The 23,117-nt window shown below is 69.5% G+C and carries 22 protein-coding genes; 10 read left to right on the forward strand and 12 right to left on the reverse strand.

The features are described 5' to 3' along the window. Nucleotides 1-2: 2 nt before the first annotated feature. Both ctaD and G6G98_RS00540 read left to right on the forward strand, forming a co-directional pair. A complete protein-coding gene (gene ctaD / locus G6G98_RS00535) occupies nt 3-1,736 on the forward strand; it encodes an aa3-type cytochrome oxidase subunit I (RefSeq protein ID WP_208321403.1) in 1,734 nt (577 codons plus the stop codon). A 3-nt stretch (nt 1,737-1,739) separates the two neighbouring features. Next, nucleotides 1,740-2,174 carry a cytochrome c oxidase subunit 4 gene (locus G6G98_RS00540; protein ID WP_067352918.1) on the forward strand — a complete coding sequence of 145 codons (435 nt, stop codon included), beginning with the start codon at nt 1,740-1,742 and terminating at the stop codon, nt 2,172-2,174. Between the two features lie 99 nt (nt 2,175-2,273). On the opposite strand, the gene G6G98_RS00545 is transcribed toward G6G98_RS00540, so the two are convergent. The 6 genes from G6G98_RS00545 to ctaE form a co-directional block, all read right to left on the reverse strand. Beyond that, a complete protein-coding gene (locus G6G98_RS00545; protein ID WP_164233885.1) occupies nt 2,274-2,693 on the reverse strand; it encodes a rhodanese-like domain-containing protein in 420 nt (139 codons plus the stop codon). An 82-nt stretch (nt 2,694-2,775) separates the two neighbouring features. Next, nucleotides 2,776-3,294: a GNAT family N-acetyltransferase gene (locus tag G6G98_RS00550; protein ID WP_067352912.1), complete on the reverse strand. Its 519-nt coding sequence runs from the start codon at nt 3,292-3,294 to the stop codon at nt 2,776-2,778. 76 nt (nt 3,295-3,370) lie between these two features. Beyond that, nucleotides 3,371-5,185 carry a cytochrome bc1 complex cytochrome b subunit gene (gene qcrB / locus G6G98_RS00555; RefSeq protein ID WP_067352910.1) on the reverse strand — a complete coding sequence of 605 codons (1,815 nt, stop codon included), beginning with the start codon at nt 5,183-5,185 and terminating at the stop codon, nt 3,371-3,373. Beyond that, nucleotides 5,182-6,258, reverse strand: a complete 1,077-nt coding sequence (gene qcrA, locus G6G98_RS00560) for a cytochrome bc1 complex Rieske iron-sulfur subunit (RefSeq protein ID WP_067352908.1) — start codon at nt 6,256-6,258, stop codon at nt 5,182-5,184. Before qcrA ends, qcrB begins: the two co-directional genes overlap by 4 nt. Nucleotides 6,259-6,294: 36 nt before the next feature. Next, complete coding sequence (qcrC, locus tag G6G98_RS00565; RefSeq protein ID WP_067352906.1) at nt 6,295-7,098, reverse strand: cytochrome bc1 complex diheme cytochrome c subunit; 804 nt, start codon at nt 7,096-7,098, stop codon at nt 6,295-6,297. A 20-nt stretch (nt 7,099-7,118) separates the two neighbouring features. Then, nucleotides 7,119-7,781 carry an aa3-type cytochrome oxidase subunit III gene (gene ctaE, locus G6G98_RS00570; protein WP_067352904.1) on the reverse strand — a complete coding sequence of 221 codons (663 nt, stop codon included), beginning with the start codon at nt 7,779-7,781 and terminating at the stop codon, nt 7,119-7,121. Between the two features lie 183 nt (nt 7,782-7,964). Here ctaE and trpD point away from each other — a divergent pair, with 183 nt between their 5' ends. Next, entirely contained in the window at nt 7,965-9,029 is a 1,065-nt protein-coding gene (gene trpD, locus G6G98_RS00575; protein ID WP_067352901.1) for an anthranilate phosphoribosyltransferase, read from the forward strand. A gap of 8 nt (nt 9,030-9,037) precedes the next feature. Beyond that, entirely contained in the window at nt 9,038-10,024 is a 987-nt protein-coding gene (locus tag G6G98_RS00580; RefSeq protein ID WP_067352898.1) for a PHP domain-containing protein, read from the forward strand. A 1-nt stretch (nt 10,025) separates the two neighbouring features. Here the strand turns inward: G6G98_RS00580 and G6G98_RS00585 are convergent, their stop codons facing one another. After that, nucleotides 10,026-10,955, reverse strand: coding sequence for a 5'-3' exonuclease (locus G6G98_RS00585; protein ID WP_067352896.1), 930 nt, complete (start codon nt 10,953-10,955; stop codon nt 10,026-10,028). Between the two features lie 221 nt (nt 10,956-11,176). On the opposite strand from G6G98_RS00585, the gene rpsA reads away from it, so the two are divergent. The 3 genes from rpsA to G6G98_RS00600 all read left to right on the forward strand — a co-directional run bounded on the left by rpsA (nt 11,177) and on the right by G6G98_RS00600 (nt 14,144). Further along, the gene (gene rpsA / locus G6G98_RS00590) at nt 11,177-12,631 is read left to right on the forward strand and encodes a 30S ribosomal protein S1 (RefSeq protein WP_067352895.1); all 1,455 of its coding nucleotides are present in this window, start codon (nt 11,177-11,179) and stop codon (nt 12,629-12,631) included. A 95-nt stretch (nt 12,632-12,726) separates the two neighbouring features. Continuing rightward, on the forward strand, nt 12,727-13,326 hold the full coding sequence (gene coaE, locus G6G98_RS00595; RefSeq protein ID WP_164233884.1) for a dephospho-CoA kinase: 600 nt from the start codon (nt 12,727-12,729) through the stop codon (nt 13,324-13,326). Between the two features lie 26 nt (nt 13,327-13,352). After that, a complete protein-coding gene (locus tag G6G98_RS00600; RefSeq protein WP_164233883.1) occupies nt 13,353-14,144 on the forward strand; it encodes a GNAT family N-acetyltransferase in 792 nt (263 codons plus the stop codon). On the opposite strand, the gene G6G98_RS00605 is transcribed toward G6G98_RS00600, so the two are convergent. Continuing rightward, entirely contained in the window at nt 14,117-14,731 is a 615-nt protein-coding gene (locus G6G98_RS00605) for a DUF4126 domain-containing protein (protein WP_164233882.1), read from the reverse strand. The genes G6G98_RS00600 and G6G98_RS00605 overlap by 28 nt on opposite strands. A 64-nt stretch (nt 14,732-14,795) precedes the next feature. On the opposite strand from G6G98_RS00605, the gene uvrB reads away from it, so the two are divergent. Beyond that, the gene (uvrB, locus tag G6G98_RS00610) at nt 14,796-16,868 is read left to right on the forward strand and encodes an excinuclease ABC subunit UvrB (protein ID WP_164233881.1); all 2,073 of its coding nucleotides are present in this window, start codon (nt 14,796-14,798) and stop codon (nt 16,866-16,868) included. A 13-nt stretch (nt 16,869-16,881) separates the two neighbouring features. After that, complete coding sequence (locus tag G6G98_RS00615) at nt 16,882-17,214, forward strand: TfoX/Sxy family protein (protein ID WP_067352881.1); 333 nt, start codon at nt 16,882-16,884, stop codon at nt 17,212-17,214. 16 nt (nt 17,215-17,230) lie between these two features. Here the strand turns inward: G6G98_RS00615 and G6G98_RS00620 are convergent, their stop codons facing one another. Beyond that, on the reverse strand, nt 17,231-17,488 hold the full coding sequence (locus G6G98_RS00620) for a hypothetical protein (protein WP_067352876.1): 258 nt from the start codon (nt 17,486-17,488) through the stop codon (nt 17,231-17,233). Nucleotides 17,489-17,532: 44 nt separating this feature from the next. Here G6G98_RS00620 and G6G98_RS00625 point away from each other — a divergent pair, with 44 nt between their 5' ends. After that, nucleotides 17,533-17,985, forward strand: a complete 453-nt coding sequence (locus G6G98_RS00625) for a MarR family winged helix-turn-helix transcriptional regulator (RefSeq protein WP_067352873.1) — start codon at nt 17,533-17,535, stop codon at nt 17,983-17,985. 18 nt (nt 17,986-18,003) lie between these two features. Here the strand turns inward: G6G98_RS00625 and G6G98_RS00630 are convergent, their stop codons facing one another. Genes G6G98_RS00630 through G6G98_RS00640 form a run of 3 tightly spaced genes read right to left on the reverse strand, consistent with a single transcriptional unit; the run spans nt 18,004 to nt 23,050 of the window. After that, nucleotides 18,004-19,590 carry an FAD-dependent oxidoreductase gene (locus G6G98_RS00630; protein ID WP_067352870.1) on the reverse strand — a complete coding sequence of 529 codons (1,587 nt, stop codon included), beginning with the start codon at nt 19,588-19,590 and terminating at the stop codon, nt 18,004-18,006. Then, nucleotides 19,587-21,605, reverse strand: coding sequence for a molybdopterin oxidoreductase family protein (locus tag G6G98_RS00635; RefSeq protein WP_067352867.1), 2,019 nt, complete (start codon nt 21,603-21,605; stop codon nt 19,587-19,589). Before G6G98_RS00635 ends, G6G98_RS00630 begins: the two co-directional genes overlap by 4 nt. A gap of 38 nt (nt 21,606-21,643) precedes the next feature. Further along, the gene (locus tag G6G98_RS00640; RefSeq protein ID WP_067352865.1) at nt 21,644-23,050 is read right to left on the reverse strand and encodes an MFS transporter; all 1,407 of its coding nucleotides are present in this window, start codon (nt 23,048-23,050) and stop codon (nt 21,644-21,646) included. Between the last annotated feature and the right edge of the window lie 67 nt (nt 23,051-23,117).

The raw sequence follows: 23,117 nt of genomic DNA on the forward strand, positions 1-23,117 counted from the left end.
CCATGTCGACCACTGAGGCACCCCGCACCGACGAGGCACACCGCTCCCGCCCGACCACCCTGCCCGCACGCCAGGCCGCTCTGATGAGCTCCTCGCGCGTCGAGCAGAAGGGCAACATCGTCGTCAAGTGGATCACCTCCACCGACCACAAGACCATCGGGTACATGTACCTGATCGCGTCCGTGCTGTTCTTCCTCCTCGGCGGCGTGATGGCGCTCGTCATCCGTGCGGAGCTGTTCGCTCCGGGGATGCAGATCATCCCCACCAAGGAGCAGTACAACCAGCTGTTCACGATGCACGGCACGATCATGCTGCTCATGTTCGCGACGCCGCTCTTCGCCGGCTTCGCGAACGCCATCCTCCCGCTGCAGATCGGCGCACCCGACGTGGCGTTCCCGCGTCTGAACGCGTTCGCCTTCTGGCTGTTCCTCTTCGGCTCGACGATCGCCGTGGCCGGCTTCCTCACCCCGCAGGGTGCGGCTTCGTTCGGATGGTTCGCGTATCAGCCGCTGGCCAGCGCCTCGTTCTCGCCGGGCGCCGGCGGAAACCTCTGGATGATGGGTCTGGGGATCTCCGGCTTCGGAACGATCCTCGGCGCCGTGAACTTCATCACGACCGTCATCACGATGCGCGCTCCGGGCATGACGATGTGGCGGATGCCGATCTTCTCGTGGAACACGCTCATCACGAGCCTCCTCATCCTGATGGCGTTCCCGGTGCTCGCCGCGGCGATCTTCGCCGCCGGTGCGGACCGCGTGCTCGGCGCCCACATCTACGACCCGGCCAACGGCGGGGTCCTGCTCTGGCAGCACCTGTTCTGGTTCTTCGGTCACCCCGAGGTGTACATCATCGCCCTGCCGTTCTTCGGCATCGTCTCGGAGATCTTCCCGGTGTTCAGCCGCAAGCCGATCTTCGGATACAAGACCCTCGTCTATGCGACCATCGCGATCGCGGCTCTCTCGGTCGCCGTGTGGGCTCACCACATGTACGTCACCGGATCGGTGCTGCTGCCGTTCTTCGCACTGATGACGATGCTCATCGCCGTCCCGACCGGTGTGAAGATCTTCAACTGGATCGGCACCCTCTGGCGCGGATCCGTCACCTTCGAGACCCCGATGGTCTTCGCCCTCGGCTTCCTCGTGTCGTTCGTCTTCGGCGGTCTGACCGGCGTCATCCTCGCGGCCCCGCCGCTGGACTTCGCGCTGTCCGACTCGTACTTCGTCGTCGCGCACTTCCACTACGTCGTCTTCGGAACCGTCGTTTTCGCGATGTTCGCCGGATTCTACTTCTGGTGGCCGAAGTGGACGGGGCGGATGCTCAACGAGCGCCTCGGCTACATCCACTTCTGGATGCTGTTCATCGGGTTCCACATGACCTTCCTCATCCAGCACTGGCTGGGCGTCGACGGCATGGTGCGCCGCTACGCGGACTACTCCGCGGCCGACGGCTGGGCCTGGCAGAACCAGGTCTCGACGATCGGCGCGATCATCCTCGGCGCATCGATGCTGCCGTTCTTCCTGAACGTGTGGATCACGGCGCGCAAGGCGCCGAAGGTCACGGTCAACGACCCGTGGGGCTACGGCGCGTCGCTCGAGTGGGCGACCTCCTGCCCGCCGCCGCGTCACAACTTCACGTCGATCCCGCGCATCCGCAGCGAGCGTCCGGCATTCGACCTGAACCACCCGGAGGCGGCCGAGTTCGCGACCACCGCCCCCGGCGAGCGAGAGGGCCACTGACCCATGCGCGACAACGTCATCCTCTGGTGGATCCTCACGGCGTTCTTCGCCCTCGTGGGAGTCATCTACACGGGCTGGAACATCCTCGCTCACCCGGGTGTGGAACTCGTCAAGCAGATCGAATGGGTCGGCACCGTCGCCCTGTTCTTCACCGCCTTCATGGGCGCGATGATCGCGTTCTACCTCGACCGGACGCACGCCGCTCAGCATGGCGAGCTGCCTGAGGACATCCTCACCGCTGACATCGACGACGGCGACCCGGAGCTCGGAGAGTTCAGCCCGTGGTCGTGGTGGCCGATCATCCTCGCCGGCTCGGCCGCCGTGTTCGTCATCGGCCTCGCCGTCGGACACTTCCTGCTGCCGATCGGCCTGGCCATCTTCGTCGTGGCGATCGTCGGCTGGGTCTACGAGTACTACCGCGGACACTTCGCCCGCTGAGCACGACTCATGCAGAAGGCCCCAGGAGAGATCCTGGGGCCTTCTGCATGTCGCGGGGCGCGTCTGCCGGATCAGGTTCGACCGGCGAGCCAGCTCCGGTCAGGCGCGGGTGCGGATGCGCGCGACGCCGGTGAGCGGGTCGACAGGGCGATGGTGCACGCCGTCGGCATCCTCGACCGGGTAGCCTTCGCGCACCCAGTACTCGAATCCGCCGATCATCTCGCGGACGTCGTAGCCGAGCCTCGCGAACTCGAGCGCACCCTTGGCGCCCGCGTTGCAGCCGGGGCTCCAGCAGTACACGACGACGGCCGCATCCGCGGGAATCTCCTGCGGCGCCCTCGTCGCGATCTCGCTGTAGTGCATGTGGACGGCTCCTGCGACCCGTCCCTGCGCCCAGGCCTCGTCGGAGCGGACGTCGACCACGAAGATCCGCTCACCGGCCTTGCGGGCCGCGTGGACGTCGCTGGCATCGGTCTCGTAGGCGAGTTTGGCTGCGTAGTAGTCGGCGCGGTCGATCATGCTCCCAGCCTAGAAGGGACCCGGGTCCCGGCGCCGTTCTGTTCCTGTCGCCCGCCGTACTGATCCGGCCAATCCGCCGGACTCAGAGTTCGACGGTCATCTGCACGCGCCGTCCGTAGCGATCCAGGCCGAGGGCGGCCTCCGTGTGGACCAGCTGACGCTGGAACGGCGTCTCCGGGATGCTCTCCAGAAAGCCGCACGTGGCGTAGAACGGGGCGTTCCAGGAGATGGCGGCGTAGGTGCGCAGCGTCATCCTGGTGTAGCCGCGGCCTCGTGCCTCCTCGAGTGCCGCTTCGACGAGACGGCGCCCGTGACCGCGGCGTCCGGCAGCGGGAACGACGGACAGCTGCTCCAGGTGTGCGTGGCCGTCGGCGTCGAGCACGTGGACGAAGCCCACGGGGGAGCGATCCGTGGGCCCGCCCTCCTCGAGCAGCAGGACGAACCCGGGCTGCGTGAGACGTTCGATCGCCTCGCCCGCCGGCGGCCAGTCCACGGCGCCCAGGGCATCGACGAGGAGCGCATCCGCCTCGGTCTCGATCGCGTGGATGGCCACGGCGTCGTCGGGGGTGGCAGGACGGATGACGAGACTCGCGGAAGCCATGTATCGATCCTTCCACGCCGAGAACAGAAAGGCCCTGTCCATTCGGACAGGGCCTTTCTGTTCAGGGAGGGCGGGATTACTCGCCGTCCTCCGACTTCTTCTTGCGAGGCTTCTTCACCGGCTCGGTGGCGATCACCGTGCTGGGGGTGTTCGGCGTCTCGTCGATGTGGTCCTCGGTGGCCACCAGCGGGGCGTCGGGGAAGCCGGCGCGCTCATGAGCGCCCTGGATCTCTGCTCGCTCGATCTCCTCGTTGTGCGCCTCGACGTGGTGCTGGTGAGCATCCGCAGCCTCGATCTCGGCCTGCGTGAGCGGAGCGAGGCGGTCCTCGAAGAACCAGCGGGAGATCGACGAACGGAGGTTCTCCGTCCACGGGATACGTCCCTTGTCGTTGGGGCGCACGACGAGCGGCTCATAGGCGTCGACGTCGATGAGCTTCCAGCGGTCGTACTTGTCGACCGGCTGGTGCACCTCGATGAACTCGCCGCCGGGGAGGCGGACGATGCGTCCCGACTCGTACCCGTGCAGGACGATCTCGCGGTCCTTCTTCTGCAGCGCGATCGCGATGCGCTTCGTGACGAAGTAGGCGAGCACAGGGCCGAGGAACAGACCCACCTGCAGGGTGCGGATGACGCCCTCCATCGTGACCATGAAATGCGTCGCGATGAGGTCGGATCCGGCGGCGGCCCACAGGACCGCGTAGAACGTGACACCGGCCGCGCCGATCGCGGTGCGGGTGGCGGCGTTGCGCGGACGCTGGGCGATGTGGTGCTCGCGCTTGTCGCCCGTGATCCACGCCTCGATGAACGGGTAGAGGGCGACGAGCACGATGAACAGGCCCAGCACGATCACGGGGATCAGGATGCCGAACGACCAGGTGTGGCCGAGGAAGACGATGTCCAGGTTCGACGGAGCCAGGCGCAGCGCGCCGTCGGCGAAGCCGATGTACCAGTCGGGCTGGGTGCCTGCGGACACGGGGGACGGGTCGTAGGGGCCGTAGTTCCAGATCGGGTTGATCTGGAAGAACGTCGCGATCAGCACGATGGTGCCGAAGACGATGAACAGGTAGCCGCCCATCTTCGACATGTAGACCGGCATCATCGGGTAGCCGACGACGTTGTCGTTCGTGCGACCGGGGCCGGCGAACTGCGTGTGCTTGTTGATGACCATCAGCATGAGGTGGACCACGATGAACGCGATCACCAGCAGCGGCAGCAGCAGGATGTGCAGCGTGTACAGACGGCCGACGATGTCGGTGCCCGGGAACTCGCCGCCGAACAGCAGGAACGAGGTCCAGGTGCCGACGAGCGGGAAGCCCTTGATCATGCCGTCGATGATGCGGAGGCCGTTGCCCGAGAGCAGGTCGTCGGGGAGCGAGTAGCCGGTGAAGCCTTCGGCCATCGCGAGGATGAACAGCACGAAGCCGATCACCCAGTTGAGCTCGCGCGGCTTGCGGAACGCGCCGGTGAAGAACACGCGGAGCATGTGCACGCCGATGCCGGCGACGAACACGAGCGCGGCCCAGTGGTGGATCTGGCGGACCAGGAGCCCACCGCGCAGGTCGAACGAGATGTGCAGGGTCGACTCGAGGGCCGCCGACATCTCGATGCCGCGCATCGGGGCGTAGGCGCCCGTGTAGTGGGTCTCGACCATGGACGCCTGGAAGAAGAACGTCAGGAAGGTTCCGGAGAGGAACACCACGACGAAGCTCCACAGCGCGATCTCGCCGAGCATGAACGACCAGTGGTCGGGGAAGATCTTGCGACCCAGCTCCTTGACGAAGCCGGAGAGGCTGGTGCGCTCATCGATGTAGTTCGACGCGGCGCCGACGAAGCGGCCGCCGAGAGGCGCCTTGGTGTCCTTGTCCTGGTTGGACAGCGTTGCGGTGCTCAATGGCGCTCCCAGAAGCTCGGGCCGACGGGCTCGGTGAAGTCACTGCGTGCGACGAGGTAGCCCTCGTCGTCGACGGTGATGGGCAGCTGCGGCAGCGGACGGGCGGCCGGGCCGAAGATGACCTTGGCGTGGTCCGTGACGTCGAACTGCGACTGGTGGCAGGGGCAGAGGAGGTGGTGCGTCTGCTGCTCGTACAGGGCCACAGGGCAGCCGACGTGCGTGCACACCTTCGAGTAGGCGACGATGCCGTCGTACGACCAGTCCTTGCGCTCCTCCGACTCGATGAGCTGCTCGGGACGCAGGCGCATCATGAGCACGATGGCCTTGGCCTTCTCCTCGAGGTAGCCGTCGTGGTGGCTGAGCTCGGCGAGATCCTCCGGGATGACGTGGAACGCGGAGCCGAGGGTCACATCCGCAGCACGGATGGGGGTGCCGTCGGGGTCCCGGACCAGACGCTGGCCCTTGTCCCACATGGTCTGCTTCAGCAGCACGACGGGGTCGCCGGCCTCCGGGTCCTCGGGGGTGGCGTGCGGCGCGAGACCGCGGAACAGCGCCACGCCGGGGACGATCGAGGCGACGATCGCGGCGATCAGCGAGTTGCGGATCATCGTGCGGCGGCCGAATCCGGACTCCTCGTTGGCGTCGGCGAACGCCTTGATCGCGGCCTCTCGCGTGGAGTCGCGGCCACGGGTGGGGTGGCGGTGCTCGACGAACTCCTTGTCGGACATCAGCGCCTTCGACCAGTGGATCGCTCCGAGGCCGAGGGCCAGCAGGGCGAAGCCGATGCCGAGACCGATGAAGAGGTTGTTGTTCCTGATGTCGATGAGAGCGCCGCTCTCGATCGGGAACAGCATGTAGGCGGCGACCGCCCAGATGCTCGCCGCGAGCGAGAGGTAGAACAGGGTGTAGACCGTGCGGGCGGCGGCCTTCTCAGCGCGCGGGTCCTTGTCGGTCATCCGCTCGCGGTGCGGCGGCAGCCCCGGGTTCTGCACGGGATCGCTGACTGCGACACCCAGCCCCGGAGAGGGCTGGTAGGCCCTGTCAAGAGCCTGCGAGTCGTCGTCGTGTGCCATGGTGCTCCTCGTACGTTCCTCTTCGATGAATATTCGTCAGTTGGACTTCGCCGTGATCCACACGGTCGCGGCGACGAGAGCGCCGATGCCGAAGATCCAGACGAAAAGGCCCTCGGAGACCGGGCCGAGCGAGCCGAGCGAGAAGCCGCCCACCTGCACCGACTGCTGCTGGTACAGCAGGGCGGAGATGAGGTCGCGCTTGTCCTCGTCGGTCAGGTTCATGTCGCTGAAGACCGGCATGTTCTGCGGGCCGGTGACCATCGCGGCGTAGATGTGCAGCGCGCTGGTCTCGGTGAGAGCCGGGGCATACTTGCCCTCGGTGAGCGCGCCTCCTGCCGCGGCGACGTTGTGGCACATCGCGCAGTTGACGCGGAAGAGCTCGGCGCCCTTGGCGACGTCTCCCTCACCGTCCAGGATGTGCTCGTCCGGGAAGGTCGGTCCGGGGGCCTCGGACTGCACGTACGACGCGATCGCGAGGATCTGCTCCTCGGTGAACTGCGGCGTCTTCTGCGGAGCCTGGGGACCCTGCATCTGCAGCGGCATGCGTCCGGTCGACAGCTGGAACTCGGTCGCGAGCTCGCCGACGCCGTAGAGGCTCGGGCCGTTGGCGGTGCCCTGCAGGTCGAGGCCGTGGCAGGTGGCGCAGTTGGCCTGGAACAGCTTCTCGCCGTCCTCCACCGTGAGGGTGGTGGACGCGGCGGTCTGCGTGTCCGTCGCGGCGAAGGCTGCGGATGCGCCGGCGTACACGGCGCCGGTGATCATCAGGCCTGCTCCGATGAGGGCGGCCGCCGCCAGGGGGCTGCGGCGACCGTTGGAACGGCGCTTCTTCTCTCGTGCCATCTCGGGGATCAGCTCCGCTCTTATTTCAGGAAGTAGATAACGACGAACAGCACGATCCAGACGACGTCGACGAAGTGCCAGTAGTAGGACACCACGATCGAGGAGGTCGCCTCCTTGTGCCGGAAGTTCTTGACGGCGTAGGCGCGTCCGATGACGAGCAGGAACGCGATGAGTCCGCCGGTGACGTGGAGGGCGTGGAAGCCGGTCGTCAGGTAGAACGCCGAGGCGTAGGAGTCGGCGCTGATCGGCATGCCCTCGGTGACGAGCTGGGCATACTCCCAGACCTGACCGGAGACGAAGATCGCGCCCAGGGCGAAGGTGAGGAAGAACCACTCGACCATGCCCCAGCCGAACAGGCGACGGCGGCCGTGGCTGTTCTTCTGCCCCTTGGCGATGCGGTAGGGCTGAAGCTCCTCTGCGGCGAACACGCCCATCTGGCACGTGAAGGAGGAGAGCACGAGGATCGCCGTGTTCACGAACGCGAACGGGACGTTCAGCAGCTCGGTCCGCGCGGCCCACAGCTCAGGGGAGGTGCTGCGGAGGGTGAAGTAGATCGCGAAGAGCCCCGCGAAGAACATCACCTCGCTGCCGAGCCAAACAATGGTCCCGACAGCTACCGGGTTGGGCCGCTTGATCGTTCTCGCCGCCTGGGCATACGTCGCTGAGGTCGTCACGGTACCCATTATGGCCGATCCGCGGGCGTGATTCTTGCACCGGCCGCCGCCGTTTCGCCCCTCATTCACTTAGGCGACCCTAAGAAATCCCTGCGAATCGCCGGTGAATCCGCGGAAACGGGCGGATGCCGTCGCGACGGGGGACGTCACGGAACCACCTGCACGTTTTCCCGCGCCGATAGGATCGCACACATGGCTGAAACCCTGACCTGGCCCGACGTCCTCACCACGCTCCTGGGGCGGCGCGACCTCAGCGTCTGGGAGTCCACGTGGGCGATGCGTCAGATCATGCGCGGCGAGGTCACGGCCGCCCAGCTGGCCGCCTTCCTCATCGCCCTGCGCGCCAAGGGGGAGACGATCGACGAGATCGTCGGGTTCCGCGATGCGATCCTCGAGGCGGCCGTGCCCCTTCCCGTCTCGCCGAACGTGCTCGACATCGTCGGCACAGGGGGAGACCGGGTGGGAACGGTGAACGTCTCCACGACCGCGGCCATCGTCATCGGCGCGACCGGGATCCCGGTGGTCAAGCACGGCAACCGGGCCGCGAGCTCCGCCTCCGGCTCCTCCGACGTGCTCGGCGCCCTCGGACTCGAGCTCTCCCTCGACCCGGCATCCGTCGCCTCGATCCTCGACCGCACAGGCATCACCTTCGCGTGGGCCGGCGCCTTCCACCCCGGTTTCAAGCACGCCGGCCCGGTGCGCGCCGAGCTCGGCGTTCCCACCGTGTTCAACATGCTCGGTCCGCTCTGCAACCCGGCCAGGGCGGAGGCGAACGCCGTCGGCGTCGCCCAGCTCGAGCGGGTGCCCCTCATCACAGGCGTGTTCCGCACCCGCGGCGCAACCGCCCTCGTGTTCCGCGGTGACGACGGGCTGGACGAGCTCACCACCACCGGCCACAGCCGGATCTGGGAGGTCACGCGCGGCGACATCCACGAGCACGACCTGGACCCCCGCGATCTCGGCATCCCGCTCGCCGAACTCGGCGACCTCATCGGCGGCTCGCCTGAGCACAACGCGCAGATCCTCCGCCGCACGCTGGAGGGGGAGGCCGGCGCGGTCCGCGACATCGTCCTGCTCAACGCAGCCGCCGGGATCGTCGCCTTCGAGCTGTCCCAGGACGCCGGCCAGGTGCAGCGTCCGATCCTGGACCGTCTGCGCGAGGGCTACGAGCGGGCCTCGGCCGCGATCGACGACGGGCGTGCCGTCGCGAAGCTCGACGAGTGGATCGGCGTGAGCCGAGAGCTGGCGTCGGCCTAGGAGCGGACATGGACCCGGTCGCCGCCCTGCTCGAGATCGCCTCGCTGCTGGAGCGCGAGCGGGCGTCGCGCTACCGGGCGAAGGCGTTCCGGCAGGCGGCGGCGACGTACCAGGACCTTCCGGAAGACGTCCGCGCAGATCCCACGCGGCTGCGTGCCGCCAAGGGGATCGGAGAGTCGACGTTCGGCGTGATCCGCCAGGCGCAGGCCGGGGAGGTCCCGGAGTACCTCGTCGAACTCCGAGGCGAGGTCGAACCGGTGCGGACCTCCGCGCTGAGGGCGAAGCTGCGGGGAGACCTGCACGCTCACACCGACTGGTCCGACGGGACCACGCCGATCTCCGTGATGGCGGCGGCGGCGAAGGCGCTCGGACACGAGTATCAGGCCGTCACCGATCATTCGCCCAGACTGCGCGTGGCGCGCGGACTCTCCGCGGAGCGCCTGCGCGAGCAGATCCCGCTGGTGCGCGCGGAGTCGGCGGACGGCTTCACCCTGCTCGCGGGGATCGAGGTCGACATCCTCGAAGACGGCGGGCTGGATCAGGAGGACGCGCTGCTCGAGGAGCTCGACATCGTCGTGGCATCCGTCCATTCCCTGCTCCGCATGGATGCCGGCCCGATGACCGCCCGCATGATCGCGGCGGTGTCGAACCCGCGGGTGAACGTGCTCGGTCACTGCACGGGGCGTCTCGTCGAGGGAAGCCGCGGCACGCGCCCGCAGTCGCAGTTCGACGCCGCCGCGGTCTTCGCGGCGTGCGCCGAGAACGGCGTCGCCGTCGAGATCAACTCGCGTCCGGAGCGTCAGGACCCGCCGGACGAGCTGATCGCGATCGCGCTCGAGGCGGGGTGCCTCTTCTCCATCGACTCCGATGCGCACGCCCCGGGCCAGCTCTCACTGCTCGATCACGGGGCGGAGCGCGCCGAGCGCGCCGGGGTGCCTGCATCCCGCATCGTGACCACGTGGGGCCTGGATCGGCTGCTCGCCTGGGCCGGATGAGTCAGCCGGCTGTGCTCGCCACCGCCGCGATCGCCCGGGTCATGGAAGAGCCGAGGTTCCAGGTCGCCGCGAGCGCCTCGGCCGCGTCCGCCTCGGCCGGGTCGAGGGCGCGGAGCGGCTCCGCGGGCGCCGTGATGTCGAGAGAGGTCGCCACGGCGACCACGGTCGGTGCGACGTCGAGATAGGCGGAGGCCGCCAGGATCTTCGCGCGCACGCCGGCGCTCATCCCGTCGCCGGCCTCGGCCGCGGCGCGGATGCCGGCGAGGTCGCCGTGCGCCTGCAGCAGCGTCGCCGCCGTCTTCTCGCCGACGCCGGCGACTCCGGGAAGCCCGTCGGAGGCGTCTCCGCGCATCGTGGCGAAGTCGGCGTACTGGGAGGGGAGGACGCCGTACTTCGCGACGACCACCTCGTCGGTGACGATCTCGAGGTTGCTCATGCCGCGGGCGGTGTAGACGACGCGCACGCCGCGGGCGTCGTCGACGAGCTGGAAGAGATCGCGGTCTCCGGTGACGATGTCGACGGGGATCGCCGACTTCGTGGCGAGCGTGCCGATGACGTCGTCCGCCTCGTGCGCCGCGACGCCGATGATCGGGATGCCGAGCAGGCCGAGCGTCTGCCTGATCAGCGGGATCTGCGCCTCGAGCGGGTCGGGCACCTCCTCGACGTCGGGTCCGCCGGCGACGACCTCGACGACACGGTGCGTCTTGTAGCTGGGGATGAGGTCGACGCGCCACTGCGGGCGCCAGTCGTCGTCCCAGCAGGCGACGACGTGCGTGGGCTGATACAGGGTGATCAGCTTCGTGATGATGTCCAGCAGCCCGCGCGCGGCGTTGATGGGGGAGCCGTCGGGGGCCGTGACCTTGTCCGGCACTCCGTAGAACGCGCGGAAGTAGAGGCTGGCGGTGTCGAGGAGCATCAGACGGTCGGTCACGCGTTCATCCTGGCACGTCGCCCCGACGCCCGCGCCGCGCGCCGCAGCATCCGTTCTCACGGTGCGGCCGATGTCTGGTAGCCTGGAGTGTCACTCGTGGCAGGCCTGTGCATGCCCTCGTGACGAGCAATCCAAAATCCAACTGCTGCGAAGCATGCTCTCGGACGTGCGCGTCCGTTGCCTCCCAGCCCGAGTCTCCATTCACAAGGACAACCCACTACATGACTACCGCAACGACCGCCCCGGCCACCAAGCAGGTCGCCATCAACGACATCGGATCTGCTGAGGACTTCCTGGCCGCGGTCGAGAAGACCCTGAAGTTCTTCAACGACGGCGACATCATCGAGGGCACGATCGTCAAGATCGACCGCGACGAGGTTCTGCTCGACGTCGGCTACAAGACCGAGGGCGTCATCCCCTCGCGCGAGCTCTCCATCAAGCACGACGTCGACCCCAACGAGGTCGTCAAGGTCGGCGACGAGGTCGAGGCTCTCGTTCTCCAGAAGGAGGACAAGGAAGGCCGCCTGATCCTCTCCAAGAAGCGTGCGCAGTACGAGCGCGCCTGGGGTGACGTCGAGAAGATCAAGGAGAACGACGGAGTCGTCACCGGCACCGTCATCGAGGTCGTCAAGGGTGGCCTCATCGTCGACATCGGCCTCCGCGGCTTCCTCCCGGCCTCGCTCATCGAGCTGCGCCGCGTCCGCGACCTCACGCCGTACCTCGGCCAGGAGATCGAGGCGAAGATCCTCGAGCTCGACAAGAACCGCAACAATGTCGTCCTCAGCCGCCGCGCGCTGCTCGAGCAGACGCAGTCGGAGTCGCGCACCACGTTCCTGAACAACCTGCACAAGGGTCAGGTCCGCAAGGGCGTCGTCTCGTCGATCGTCAACTTCGGCGCGTTCGTCGACCTGGGTGGCGTGGACGGCCTCGTGCACGTCTCCGAGCTGTCCTGGAAGCACATCGAGCACGCCTCCGAGGTCGTCGAGGTGGGCCAGGAGGTCACCGTCGAGATCCTCGAGGTCGACCTCGACCGCGAGCGCGTCTCCCTGTCGCTCAAGGCGACGCAGGAGGACCCGTGGCAGGTCTTCGCCCGCACCCACGCGATCGGTCAGGTCACGCCGGGCAAGGTCACCAAGCTCGTCCCGTTCGGTGCATTCGTGCGCGTCGCAGACGGCATCGAGGGCCTCGTCCACATCTCCGAGCTCTCCAGCAAGCACGTCGAGCTGGCCGAGCAGGTCGTCTCCGTCGGCGAAGAGGTCTTCGTCAAGGTCATCGACATCGACCTGGAGCGTCGCCGCATCTCGCTGTCGCTCAAGCAGGCCAACGAGTCGGTCGACCCGTACGGCACCGAGTTCGACCCGGCCCTCTACGGCATGGTCGCGGAGTACGACGAGAACGGCGAGTACAAGTACCCGGAGGGCTTCGACGCCGAGACCGGTGCCTGGAAGGAAGGCTTCGACGCCCAGCGCGAGGCATGGGAGCAGGAGTACGCTGCGGCCCAGGCTCGCTGGGAGGCGCACAAGGCTCAGGTCGCCAAGGCGGCCGAGGCCGAGGCTGCGGCCGGCGACGACTTCTCCGGCCAGTCCTTCTCGAGCGAGTCCGCCGGTGCGGGCACGCTCGCGGACGACGAGGCTCTCGCGGCTCTGCGCGAGAAGCTCTCGGGCGGCAACGCGTAAGCATCACGCTCAGAACGGGCCGTCACCCCTCGGGGTGGCGGCCCGTTCCGCGTCTCCGGCGGATGCCGTGGCGCGGGCGTGCGAGGATTGAGGCCATGCCCCTCATCGCACTCACCGGCGGCATCGCCTCCGGGAAGTCGACCATCGCCCGCCGTCTCGCCGAGCGCGGGGCCGTGGTCGTCGATGCCGATCAGATCGTCCGCGACGTGCAGGCGCCGGGCTCCCCGGTGCTCGGCCGCATCTCCGCGGTGTTCGGCGCCGACGTCATCCAGCCCGACGGCGCGCTCGACAGGGCCGCGCTGGGTGCGCGGGTGTTCGGCGACCCCGAGCTGCTCGCGCAGCTGAACGGCATCGTGCATCCCGCGGTGCGCGCGGAGTCGCAGCGGCGGTTCGAGGAGGCGTTCGCCGCCGACCCGGACGCCGTGGTGGTGTACGACGTGCCGCTGCTCGTCGAGGCGAGGGTGGACGATCCCTGGGATCTCATCGTGGTGGCGCACGCGCCTGCCGCAGAGCGCCGTCGCCGGCTCGTCGCGATCCGGGGGATGGATGAGAGGGCGGCGCAGGAGCGCATCGACGCGCAGGTCCCGGACGAGCGCCGGCTGGCGATCGCCGATGTCGTGATCGACACCGCGGGGTCCATCGAGGACACGCATGCCCAGACGGACGCCCTCTGGGAGCGGATCAGGCAGCGGTGAGCCTCCGCGCCGACAGCAGGAGAGCGATGTCCCAGACCTATCTCGAGGCCTATGACCGCCAGCTCCGCACGGAACCGGAGGTGGTGCACGCGGTCAGCGCGATCACCCACGGCCCGCTCCGCATCGCCGAGTTCCCCGGCGGTCGCGGTTTCGTGACCTACGCGGACCTGGGCGGAGCGGATGCCATGGGAGTCGCGGCCCTCGTCGAGGCGGTGGTGGCGCATTTCGGCGAGCCTCCCCGGATCAGCTCGGTCGAGTGGAAGACGCGCGGGCACGATCATGCTCCGGGGCTCCACGACGCGCTGATCGCGAACGGCTTCGTACCGGAGGAGCCGGAATCGATCATGATCGGGGAGGCGGAGCTCCTTGCCCAGGACGTCGCCATCCCGGCGGGCGTCGAGATCCGGCGGGCGCGCACCGACGACGAGGTGATGGCCGCCGGACGGATGCAGGGGATCGTGTTCGACGACCCTCAGTGGCGCCCGCGGGCGGAGGACCTGATCCGCCGGCTGGCCGAGGACGAGACGATCGAGCTGTGGATGGCTGTGGCGGACGGCCTCGTGGTCAGCGCCGGGCGCCTGGAGCCGGTCGCAGGGACCGAGTTCGCGGGACTCTGGGGAGGCGCGACGCTGCCGGAGTGGCGCGGCCGGGGCATCTACCGCGCGCTCACGGCAGAGCGTGCGCGGTCGGCCCTCGCACAGGGCAGGCGCTACCTGCAGTCCGACTCGACCGAGTTCTCGCGACCCATCCTGGAGCGCTCCGGCCTCGTCAAGGTGTCGACGACGACCCCTTACGTCTGGACGCCCGCCGGCGGATGATCGCCCCGCTCACGGCGGCGGGTGCGCCGTCGTAGCAGCGCGATCCCGCCGACGATCAGCGCGAGGAGGAGGAGCGCCGCGAGCACCGGCACCAGCAGGGCGGCTGCGGCCAGGGCGAAGGACGCCCCGTCCTCCGCGGTGCTGAGCACGGGAGCGGCGAGGCCGCCCGTGGTCGCGTTGGCGGCGATCCGGGTGGTGGCCTTGACCGCGTGCACGACGAGGGCGATCGCGATGCCGGCCACGACCGGCACCCATCCGTTGTCGGTGAAGAACGACGTCGGATCGTCCACGGCGAGCGTCTGTGATCCGGCGCCCGCGCCGAACGCGATGCCGCCGGCTGCGGGACGGAGGATGCTCTGGATCACGTCGTTCACCGAGTCGAGCGCGGGGATCTTGTCTGCCACGATCTCGAGCAGCAGCAGCGCCCCGATGATCCACAGGGACAGGTCCGCGGACAGCCAGGACCAGGCGGCCGGGAGCTCGACAGCCGGGAGGATCCGGTCGGCGAGGCCGAGCAGGAACAGCGGCATCCAGGCGTTGAGCCCGGCGGATGCCGCGAGGCTTGTGCCGATCAGGAACTCGATCACGCACTCAGCCTAGGGGCTGCCGGACGCGGCCCCGATGTCGGAGGGGCGGCCTACGCTGGAGGGTATGCAACCCACGCGCAGTGTCCGCCCCTTCGAGGTCGTCAGCGAGTACGCGGCGGCCGGTGACCAGCCGCAGGCGATCGCCGAGCTCGCGGCGCGCATCAACGCCGGGGAGACCGACGTCGTGCTGCTCGGCGCGACGGGCACAGGCAAGTCCGCGACCACGGCCTGGCTGGTGGAGCAGGTGCAGCGCCCCACGCTCGTCCTCGCGCACAACAAGACCCTCGCGGCGCAGCTGGCGAACGAGTTCCGCGAGCTCATGCCGAACAACGCGGTCGAGTACTTCGTCTCCTATTACGACTACTACCAGCCGGAGGCCTACGTCCCGCAGACGGACACGTTCATCGAGAAGGACTCCTCGATCAACGCGGAGGTCGAGCGCCTGCGCCACTCCACGACGAATTCGCTCCTGAGCAGGCGCGACGTCGTCGTCGTCTCGACGGTGTCCTGCATCTACGGCCTCGGCGCGCCCGAGGAGTACCTGCGCGCGATGGTCGCCCTGCAGGTGGGGGAGCGCTACGACCGCGACGCGCTGATCCGCCAGTTCATCGCGATGCAGTACAACCGCAACGACGTCGACTTCTCGCGCGGCAACTTCCGCGTCCGCGGCGACACGATCGAGATCATCCCGGTCTACGAGGAGCATGCGATCCGCATCGAGCTGTTCGGCGATGAGATCGAGGCGCTGTACTCGCTGCATCCGCTCACCGGCGAGGTGATCGAGAAGCTCGACGCGGTGCCGATCTTCCCCGCTTCGCACTACGTGGCCGGCACCGACGTGATCCAGCGCTCGATCGGGACGATCGAGGCCGAGCTGGAGGAGCGCCTGGCCGAGTTCGAACGGCAGGGCAAGCTCCTCGAGGCGCAGCGACTGCGGATGCGCACCACGTTCGACCTCGAGATGCTCCAGCAGCTCGGCTTCTGCTCCGGCATCGAGAACTACTCGCGCCACATGGACGGGCGTGCTCCAGGGGAGCCGCCGCACACGCTCCTCGACTTCTTCCCCGACGACTTCCTGCTCGTGATCGACGAGTCCCACGTCACGGTGCCCCAGATCGGCGCCATGTACGAGGGCGACGCCTCCCGGAAGCGGACGCTCGTCGATCACGGCTTCCGGCTGCCGAGCGCGATGGACAACCGGCCGCTGCGGTGGGACGAGTTCAAGAACAGGATCGGGCAGACCGTGTACCTCTCGGCCACCCCGGGCAAGTACGAGATGGGCATCGCCGACGGCATCGTCGAGCAGATCATCCGCCCGACCGGCCTCGTCGACCCGCACATCATCGTGAAGCCGTCGAAGGGGCAGATCGACGACCTCCTCGAGGAGATCCGGATCCGCGTCGAGAAGGACGAGCGCGTGCTCGTCACGACGCTCACGAAGAAGATGGCGGAGGAGCTCACCGACTTCCTCGGCGAGCACGGCGTCCGCGTGCGCTACCTCCACTCCGACGTGGACACGCTGCGGCGGGTGGAGCTGCTCAGCGAGCTCCGCGCGGGCGTGTACGACGTGCTGGTCGGCATCAACCTGCTCCGCGAGGGTCTCGACCTCCCCGAGGTGTCGCTGGTCGCGATCCTCGACGCCGACAAGGAGGGGTTCCTGCGCTCGGGCACCTCGCTGATCCAGACGATCGGCCGTGCCGCGCGAAACGTGTCCGGCGAGGTCCACATGTACGCCGACAACATGACCGACTCGATGGCGAAGGCCATCGAGGAGACCGATCGGCGACGCGACAAGCAGATCGCCTACAACAAGGAGCACGGGATCGATCCCCAGCCGCTGCGGAAGAGGATCGCCGACATCACAGAGGTGCTCGCGCGCGAGGGCGCCGACACGGCCGACATGATGGCCGGGCGGGGCCGCGCCGGCGGAAAGGGAAAGTCGCCCACGCCGAACCTGCGCCGCACCGGCATCGCAGCCGAGGGTGCGAACCAGCTCGAGGCGACCATCCAGGACCTGTCCGACCAGATGCTCGCAGCCGCGGCGGAGCTCAAGTTCGAGCTCGCCGCTCGACTGCGCGACGAGGTGCAGGACCTCAAGAAGGAGCTCCGCGCCATGGAGCGCGCCGGGCACGCGTGAGCGGGAGCAGAGCATGGATGCGGCAGGGGAGGAGCTGGCGGATCGCGTCCGTGCGCTCCTGAGTGACGACTCCGGACTCGAGGAGCGCCGGATGTTCGGGACGAGGGCGTTCCTGCTGGACGGGAAGATCCTCGTCGGCGCACGCAAGGGCGGGGTGCTGCTGGTGCGCGTCACCGAGGAGCACGGGGCGTCGCTGCTCGTGCGCCCTGGTGCGGCGGTCGCCGTCATGGGCGCGAGGACGATGGGGCCGAGCTGGCTCGACGTCTCACCGACCACCCTTCAGGACGACGATGAGCTGATGTTCTGGCTCGACGCAGCGCGGGAGGACGCGGCGGCGACAGGCTGAGCCGTGGGCGCCGCCGTCACGGGCAGTGCATCAGCGGCTTCGGCCCCGAGCGATCGATCTCGTGCTGCGTCATCGGTGCGCCGCACAGTGGGCAGCCGCGCTCGGCACGCTCGGCGGCGCTGGGCGGCGGCGTCTTCTCGTACGGTCCGACCGAGGCCGGTCCCGCGAAGCGGATCAGGTTCGTGTTGACCCATGCGTAGAGGCCGCCGGCCTCCCGGATCCGGGTGCGGAGGGGCGCGCGTCCGCTGTGCTCACTCGTTCGACGCTCGGTCATGTTGATTAGTGTACTAATCATTAGGGTGGTTGTACAGTGAAGGGGTGACGGCATCCGACGACCTGCTCAAGCTCGAGAACCAGCTCTGCTTCGCACTGGTCACCGCGGCGCGCAACGTCGTGGCGATCTACCGGCCGATCCTCGAGCCGCTCGGGCTCACGCATCCCCAGTACCTCGTGATGCTCGCGCTGTGGGAGCGCGCTCCGCGCACGCTCAACGATCTCGCAGCCGATCTCGCGCTGGAGCCGGCCACCGCGTCTCCGCTCGTGAAGCGGCTCGAAGCCGACGGGCTGGTGGCACGACAGCGCAGCAGCGAGGACGAGCGGCGACTGGAGATCATGCTCACGGATACCGGGCGCGCACTGCGCGAGCGCGCGCTCGATGTGCCGCGGCAGGTTATGCGCGCCGTGCAGATGGACGTCGAGGAGATCGCCGCGCTGCGCGACGGGCTCTCGGCGTTCGCCGGTCGACGCACGCCGTCGCCCCCGCCGCGCTGACCGAGAACGCCAGCCGGCTCACGCGCCGGCGGTCAGCACCCCGCTGCGGGCGATGAGCTCGGTGATCCGGCCCTTGCAGCCGCCGCAGCCGGTACCGGCCCTCGTGGTCCTGCCGACGCACTCGACGGTGTCCGCGCCGGCGGCCACGGCCTCCCCGATCCGCTCCACCGTCACGCCGTTGCACCAGCAGAGCGTCGCGTCCGGGGCGAACGGATCGCCGCTCAGCGTCGCGCCGGCGTCGTCGGCGTCGAGACGGAGGAGCACGGAGCGGTCCGCGGGGAGCTCGCCGCCCCGCTCGAACAGCAGCGTCAGCTCGGCGCCGGCGCGCGGCATCCCGACGGAGACGAATCCCTCGAGCACCCCGCCGCGGGTCACCATCTTCACGTATGCGCCGCGGGCGGGATCGAGCCATTGCGTGACCTGGCGCTGGTCCGCGCAGGAAGCGGCGTGCGGCTCCTCGTCCCAGGGGGACGCGTCGACGACCCCGCCGGCGACGAGGTCGACCTCGTCGGCCTTCAGCGCGACCACGGCCGGCCGGTCGGCGAACGGCACCGCATCGAGCGTCGCATCCGAGAGTCGCGCGGAAAGAGCGTCGGCCTGCCGCCAGCCCGGTCCGATGAGGCCGGACGGGCCGCCTCCGACATAGCCGTCCGGACGGGCGGTGCCCGGCGCCGCGACGTGGGCGCAGTCGCCGATCGCGAAGACCGCCGGGTCGGACCAGCTCTGCAGCCGGTCGTCGACGAGGATGCCGGTGGACACCGCGAGATCGGCCGCCGCGGCCAGCTCCACCCGCGGCGATGCGCCGACCGAGAGCAGCAGGAGATCGCCGTGCACGAGCTTGCCGTCGGCGCACACGAGAGCGTCGAACCGGGCGGAGCCGTCCGCGCCGGTGCGCGTCACGATGCTCTCCGCGATGGAGTGCGGGAGCATCTCCACCCCTGCGGCTCGTGCGGCGCGAGCGAGCATCCGTCCGCCGTCGTCGTCGAGGTTCCGGCCCATGGGGATGCCGCCGGTGTAGACGACGACCACCTCGGCCCCCTGCTCGCGGGCGGCGAGGGCGACCTCGAGCCCGAGAACGCCGGCTCCGAGGACCACGATCCTGCGTCCTGCCCGCACGGCGGATGCCACCCGGGCGGCGTCGACCAGGTCGCGCAGCGCGGTCACCCCGCGCGGGAGCGCGTGCTCGCCGCGGTCGAGGGTCTCGGGGGACAGCGCCCTGGTCAGGCGGTGCCGACGGGCCTTCTCCATCCCGTACAGGGTCGGGATGTTGGCCCGGGCGCCGGTGGCGAAGACGAGGTGGTCATAGCCGATCCGGTCGCCGGTGCTCGTGCGGACGACCTGGAGGCGCCTGTCGATCGCGACGGCGGCCTCCCCGAGGCGGATGCGCGCGCCGGCGTCGATCGCGGCGGCCGCTCCGGGGAGGTCCAGCACCTCGCGCGCGGCCCGACCCACGGCGTGCTCGGCGATCATCACCCGGTTGTACACGTCATCCTGCTCGGCGCCGATCACGGTCAGCTCCACCGAGCCGGCGCGGACCGCCGGCAGCATTCCCTCGACGAAGCGGCCCCCGACGGGACCGAAGCCGATGACGACGATGCGCCTCATGCGACCTCCTCGATCTTCGACACGGTGACCCGCGTCCGCTTGAACTCGGGCATCGCCGAGACCGGATCGACCGACGGATCGGTCAGCAGGTTCGCGCGGCCGTCGCCGGGGAAGTGGAACGGCAGGAAGACGGTGTCGTGGCGGATCCCGGAGGTCACCTCCGCGCGCGCCCGGACGGCGCCGCGCTCGTTCGCGATCTGCACGAGGTCGTCCTTCACGATGCCGAGACCTGACGCGGTCGCGGGATGCAGCTGCACGGTCGCTTCCGGGCGGGCGGTCATGAGCTCGGCGACGCGTCGCGTCTGGGCGCCCGACTGGTAGTGCTCGAGCAGGCGGCCCGTGATCAGGGTCGTCGCGCCGCCCTGCTCGGCCTCCCGGGACCGCGCGGTGACGGCGACGATGCGGGCCCGGCCGTCCGGGTGGGCGAAGTCGTCGCGGAACAGGTGCGGGGTTCCCGTCGAGCCTGACGCGAACGGCCAGTGCGCGGCGATGCCGGTGTCGAGCAGCGCGTGGCTGAGGCCGGAGTAGTCGGCGATCCCGCCGGCCGAGGCGCGGGCGAGCTCGTCGAACACCTCCGCGGCATCCGTGGACCAGACGCCGGGGGCGTCGAGCCGGCGGGCCAGCTCCTGCATGATCCACAGCTCGCTGCGCGCCTCGCCGGGCGCGTCGATCGCCCGGCGGCGGCGGATCACCCGCCCCTCGAGCGAGGTCATGGTGCCCTCCTCCTCGGCCCACTGGGTGACCGGGAGCACGTAGTGCGCGAGCCGGGCCGTCTCGGAGACGAAGAAGTCGCACACCACGAGGAGGTCGAGCGCCCCCAGGCGCCGGGTCACCTCGCCGGCATCCGGGGCCGACACCACGACGTTCGAGCCGTGGACCAGCAGGGCGGACACCTCCGCGCCGAGCATCCCCAGCAGCTCCATCGCCGGGACGCCGGGGCCGGGGAGGACGGCGGGGTCCACACCCCAGACCGCCGCGACATGGGCGCGGGCCTCGGGATCGGAGATCTTGCGGTAGCCGGGAAGCTGATCGCACTTCTGACCGTGCTCGCGGCCGCCCTGGCCGTTGCCCTGACCGGTGAGGGTGCCGTAGCCGGCGCCGGGACGGCCGGGCAGTCCCAGCACCAGCGAGAGGTTGATCGCGGCGGTCGCGGTGTCCGTGCCGTCGACGTGCTGCTCGACGCCGCGTCCGGTGATGATGAACGTGTGCGGTGCGCCGGCGAGACGCCGTGCGACCTCGCGCAGCTGCGCGGCGGGCACCCCGGTCGCGGACTGCACGCGCTCCGGCCACCAGGACGCGACGCTCCGGCGCAGCTCGTCGAGTCCGGTCGTCCGCCGTTCGAGGTAGTCGAGGTCGGCGAGCCCCTCCGCCAGCACGATGTGCGTGAGGCCGAGGAGGACGATGAGGTCGGTGCCGGGGGCGGGCTGCATGTGGATGCCGGCGCCGTCCTCGGTGAGCCGCGCGGTCTCGGAGCGGCGCGGGTCGACGACGATGAGTCCGCCGCCCGCGCGGGCCCCGGCGAGGTGGCTGAGCAGCGGAGGCATGGTCGCGGCGACGTTCGAGCCGAGGAGCAGGATCGTGTCGGCGTCGTCGAGATCGGTCACGGGGAACGGGAGGCCGCGGTCGACGCCGAAGGCCCTGTTGCCCGCCGCCGCGGCGCTCGACATGCAGAACCGGCCGTTGTAGTCGATCCGGCTGGTCCCGAGGGCGATGCGGGCGAACTTGCCGAGCTGGTACGCCTTCTCGTTCGTCAGGCCGCCTCCGCCGAAGACGCCGACGGAATCGGCTCCTCGCTCGGCACGCAGCTCGCGCAGCCGCGCGGCGATGTCGTCGAGAGCATCCTCCCAGGACACCTGCTCGAAGCCGCCATCGGTGCGGCGCAGCGGGACCGTGACCCGGTCACCGTGCCGGAGCAGCTCGGCCGAGGTCCAGCCCTTCTTGCAGAGCCCGCCGCGGTTCGTCGGGAACTCGCGCGGGGCGACCGCGGCCCCGGCGCCTGCCGGGGTCACGGTCATCGCGCACTGCAGGGCGCAGTACGGGCAGTGGGTCGACGTCACAGCCGGGTGCCCGATCGAAGGCTCGCCCGCAGGTACACCAGCGCGGTCACGGCGATCATCACCACGTAGGCGCCGAGGAACCAGCTCAGCCCGGACGTGTAGCCGCCGGTCGTGGCCTTCGACAGGCCGAGCACCTGCGGGATGAGGAAGCCGCCGTAGGCGCCGAGTGCCGAGATGATCCCCAGGGCGGCGGAGGCCTTGCGCTGCGACCCGATGTCGCCGGCCGTGCGATGCGCGTCCTCGGCGCCGGCCCGCCATGCGAACACGGTGGGGATCATCCGATAGGTCGCGCCGTTGCCCATGCCGCTCGCGGTGAAGAGCAGGAGGAAGAGTCCCAGGAATCCCCAGAACCCGATGAACGGGAGGGTCAGGATGACGGCGGTGGTGAGCAGCGCCATCGCGCTGAACGCCGCCACGGTGATCGTCGCGCCGCCGAAGCGGTCGGCGAGCCTGCCGCCGTAGGGGCGGGCGAGGGAGCCGCACAGGGCGCCGAGGAAGGCGAGCGGGATCGTCGCCGAGGCGATGTGGAGGGCGGAGAAGTCCGGGAACTGGTCGGCGAGGAGCTTCGGGAAGACGCCGGCGAAGCCGATGAAGGAGCCGAAGGTGCCGAGGTAGAGGAAGGCGAGGATCCACAGGTGCGGCTCCTTGAAGGCCGCGACGGATGCCGCGAGGTCGGCCTTGGCGCTGGAGAGGTTGTCCATGCGCAGCGCGGCGCCCACGATCGCGATCACGATGAGCGGCACCCAGATCCAGCCCGCCGCGGGAAGGCTGAGGGTGCCGGCCGCGCCGATCGTGATGACGATCGGGACGACGAACTGGGCGACGGCCGCGCCGAGGTTCCCGCCGGCGGCATTGACGCCGAGCGCCCAGCCCTTCTCCCGCTGCGGGTAGAAGTAGGTGATGTTCGCCATCGATGAGGCGAAGTTCCCGCCGCCCACTCCGGCGAGGGCGGCGACGCCGAGCATCACGGGGAAGGGTGTCTCCGGGTCGCCGACGCAGAGCGCGAGCCCGATCACCGGGAGCAGCAGGAGCGCCGCGGAGACGATCGTCCAGTTGCGCCCGCCGAAGCGGGCCACCATGAAGGTGTAGGGGAAGCGGAGCGTCGCGCCGACGAGGCTCGGCATCGAGATGAGCCAGAACGTCTGCGAGACGTCGAAGGTGAAGCCGGCCGCCGGGAGCGAGATCACCACGATCGACCACAGCTGCCAGACGACGAAGCCGAGGAACTCCGCGAAGATCGACCAGCGCAGGTTGCGCGTGGCGATGCGGCGGCCCTCCGACTCCCACTGCATGTGGTCCTCGGCGTCCCAGCCGTCGATCCAGCGGCCTGCTCTGACGGTGAGGGCGCCGACGACGGCGGTGGGCGCTGTGCCCGGGGCGGGTGCGGAATCGATCGCGGTCATGGTGCCTCCGATACGGGGATGGAGCTGCGTGACTCTGAAGGTAGGCGGGCATTGTTTCCGCGCAGTC

It is taken from the genome of Microbacterium hydrocarbonoxydans (assembly GCF_011752045.1).
Taxonomy (GTDB): Bacteria; Actinomycetota; Actinomycetes; order Actinomycetales; family Microbacteriaceae; genus Microbacterium.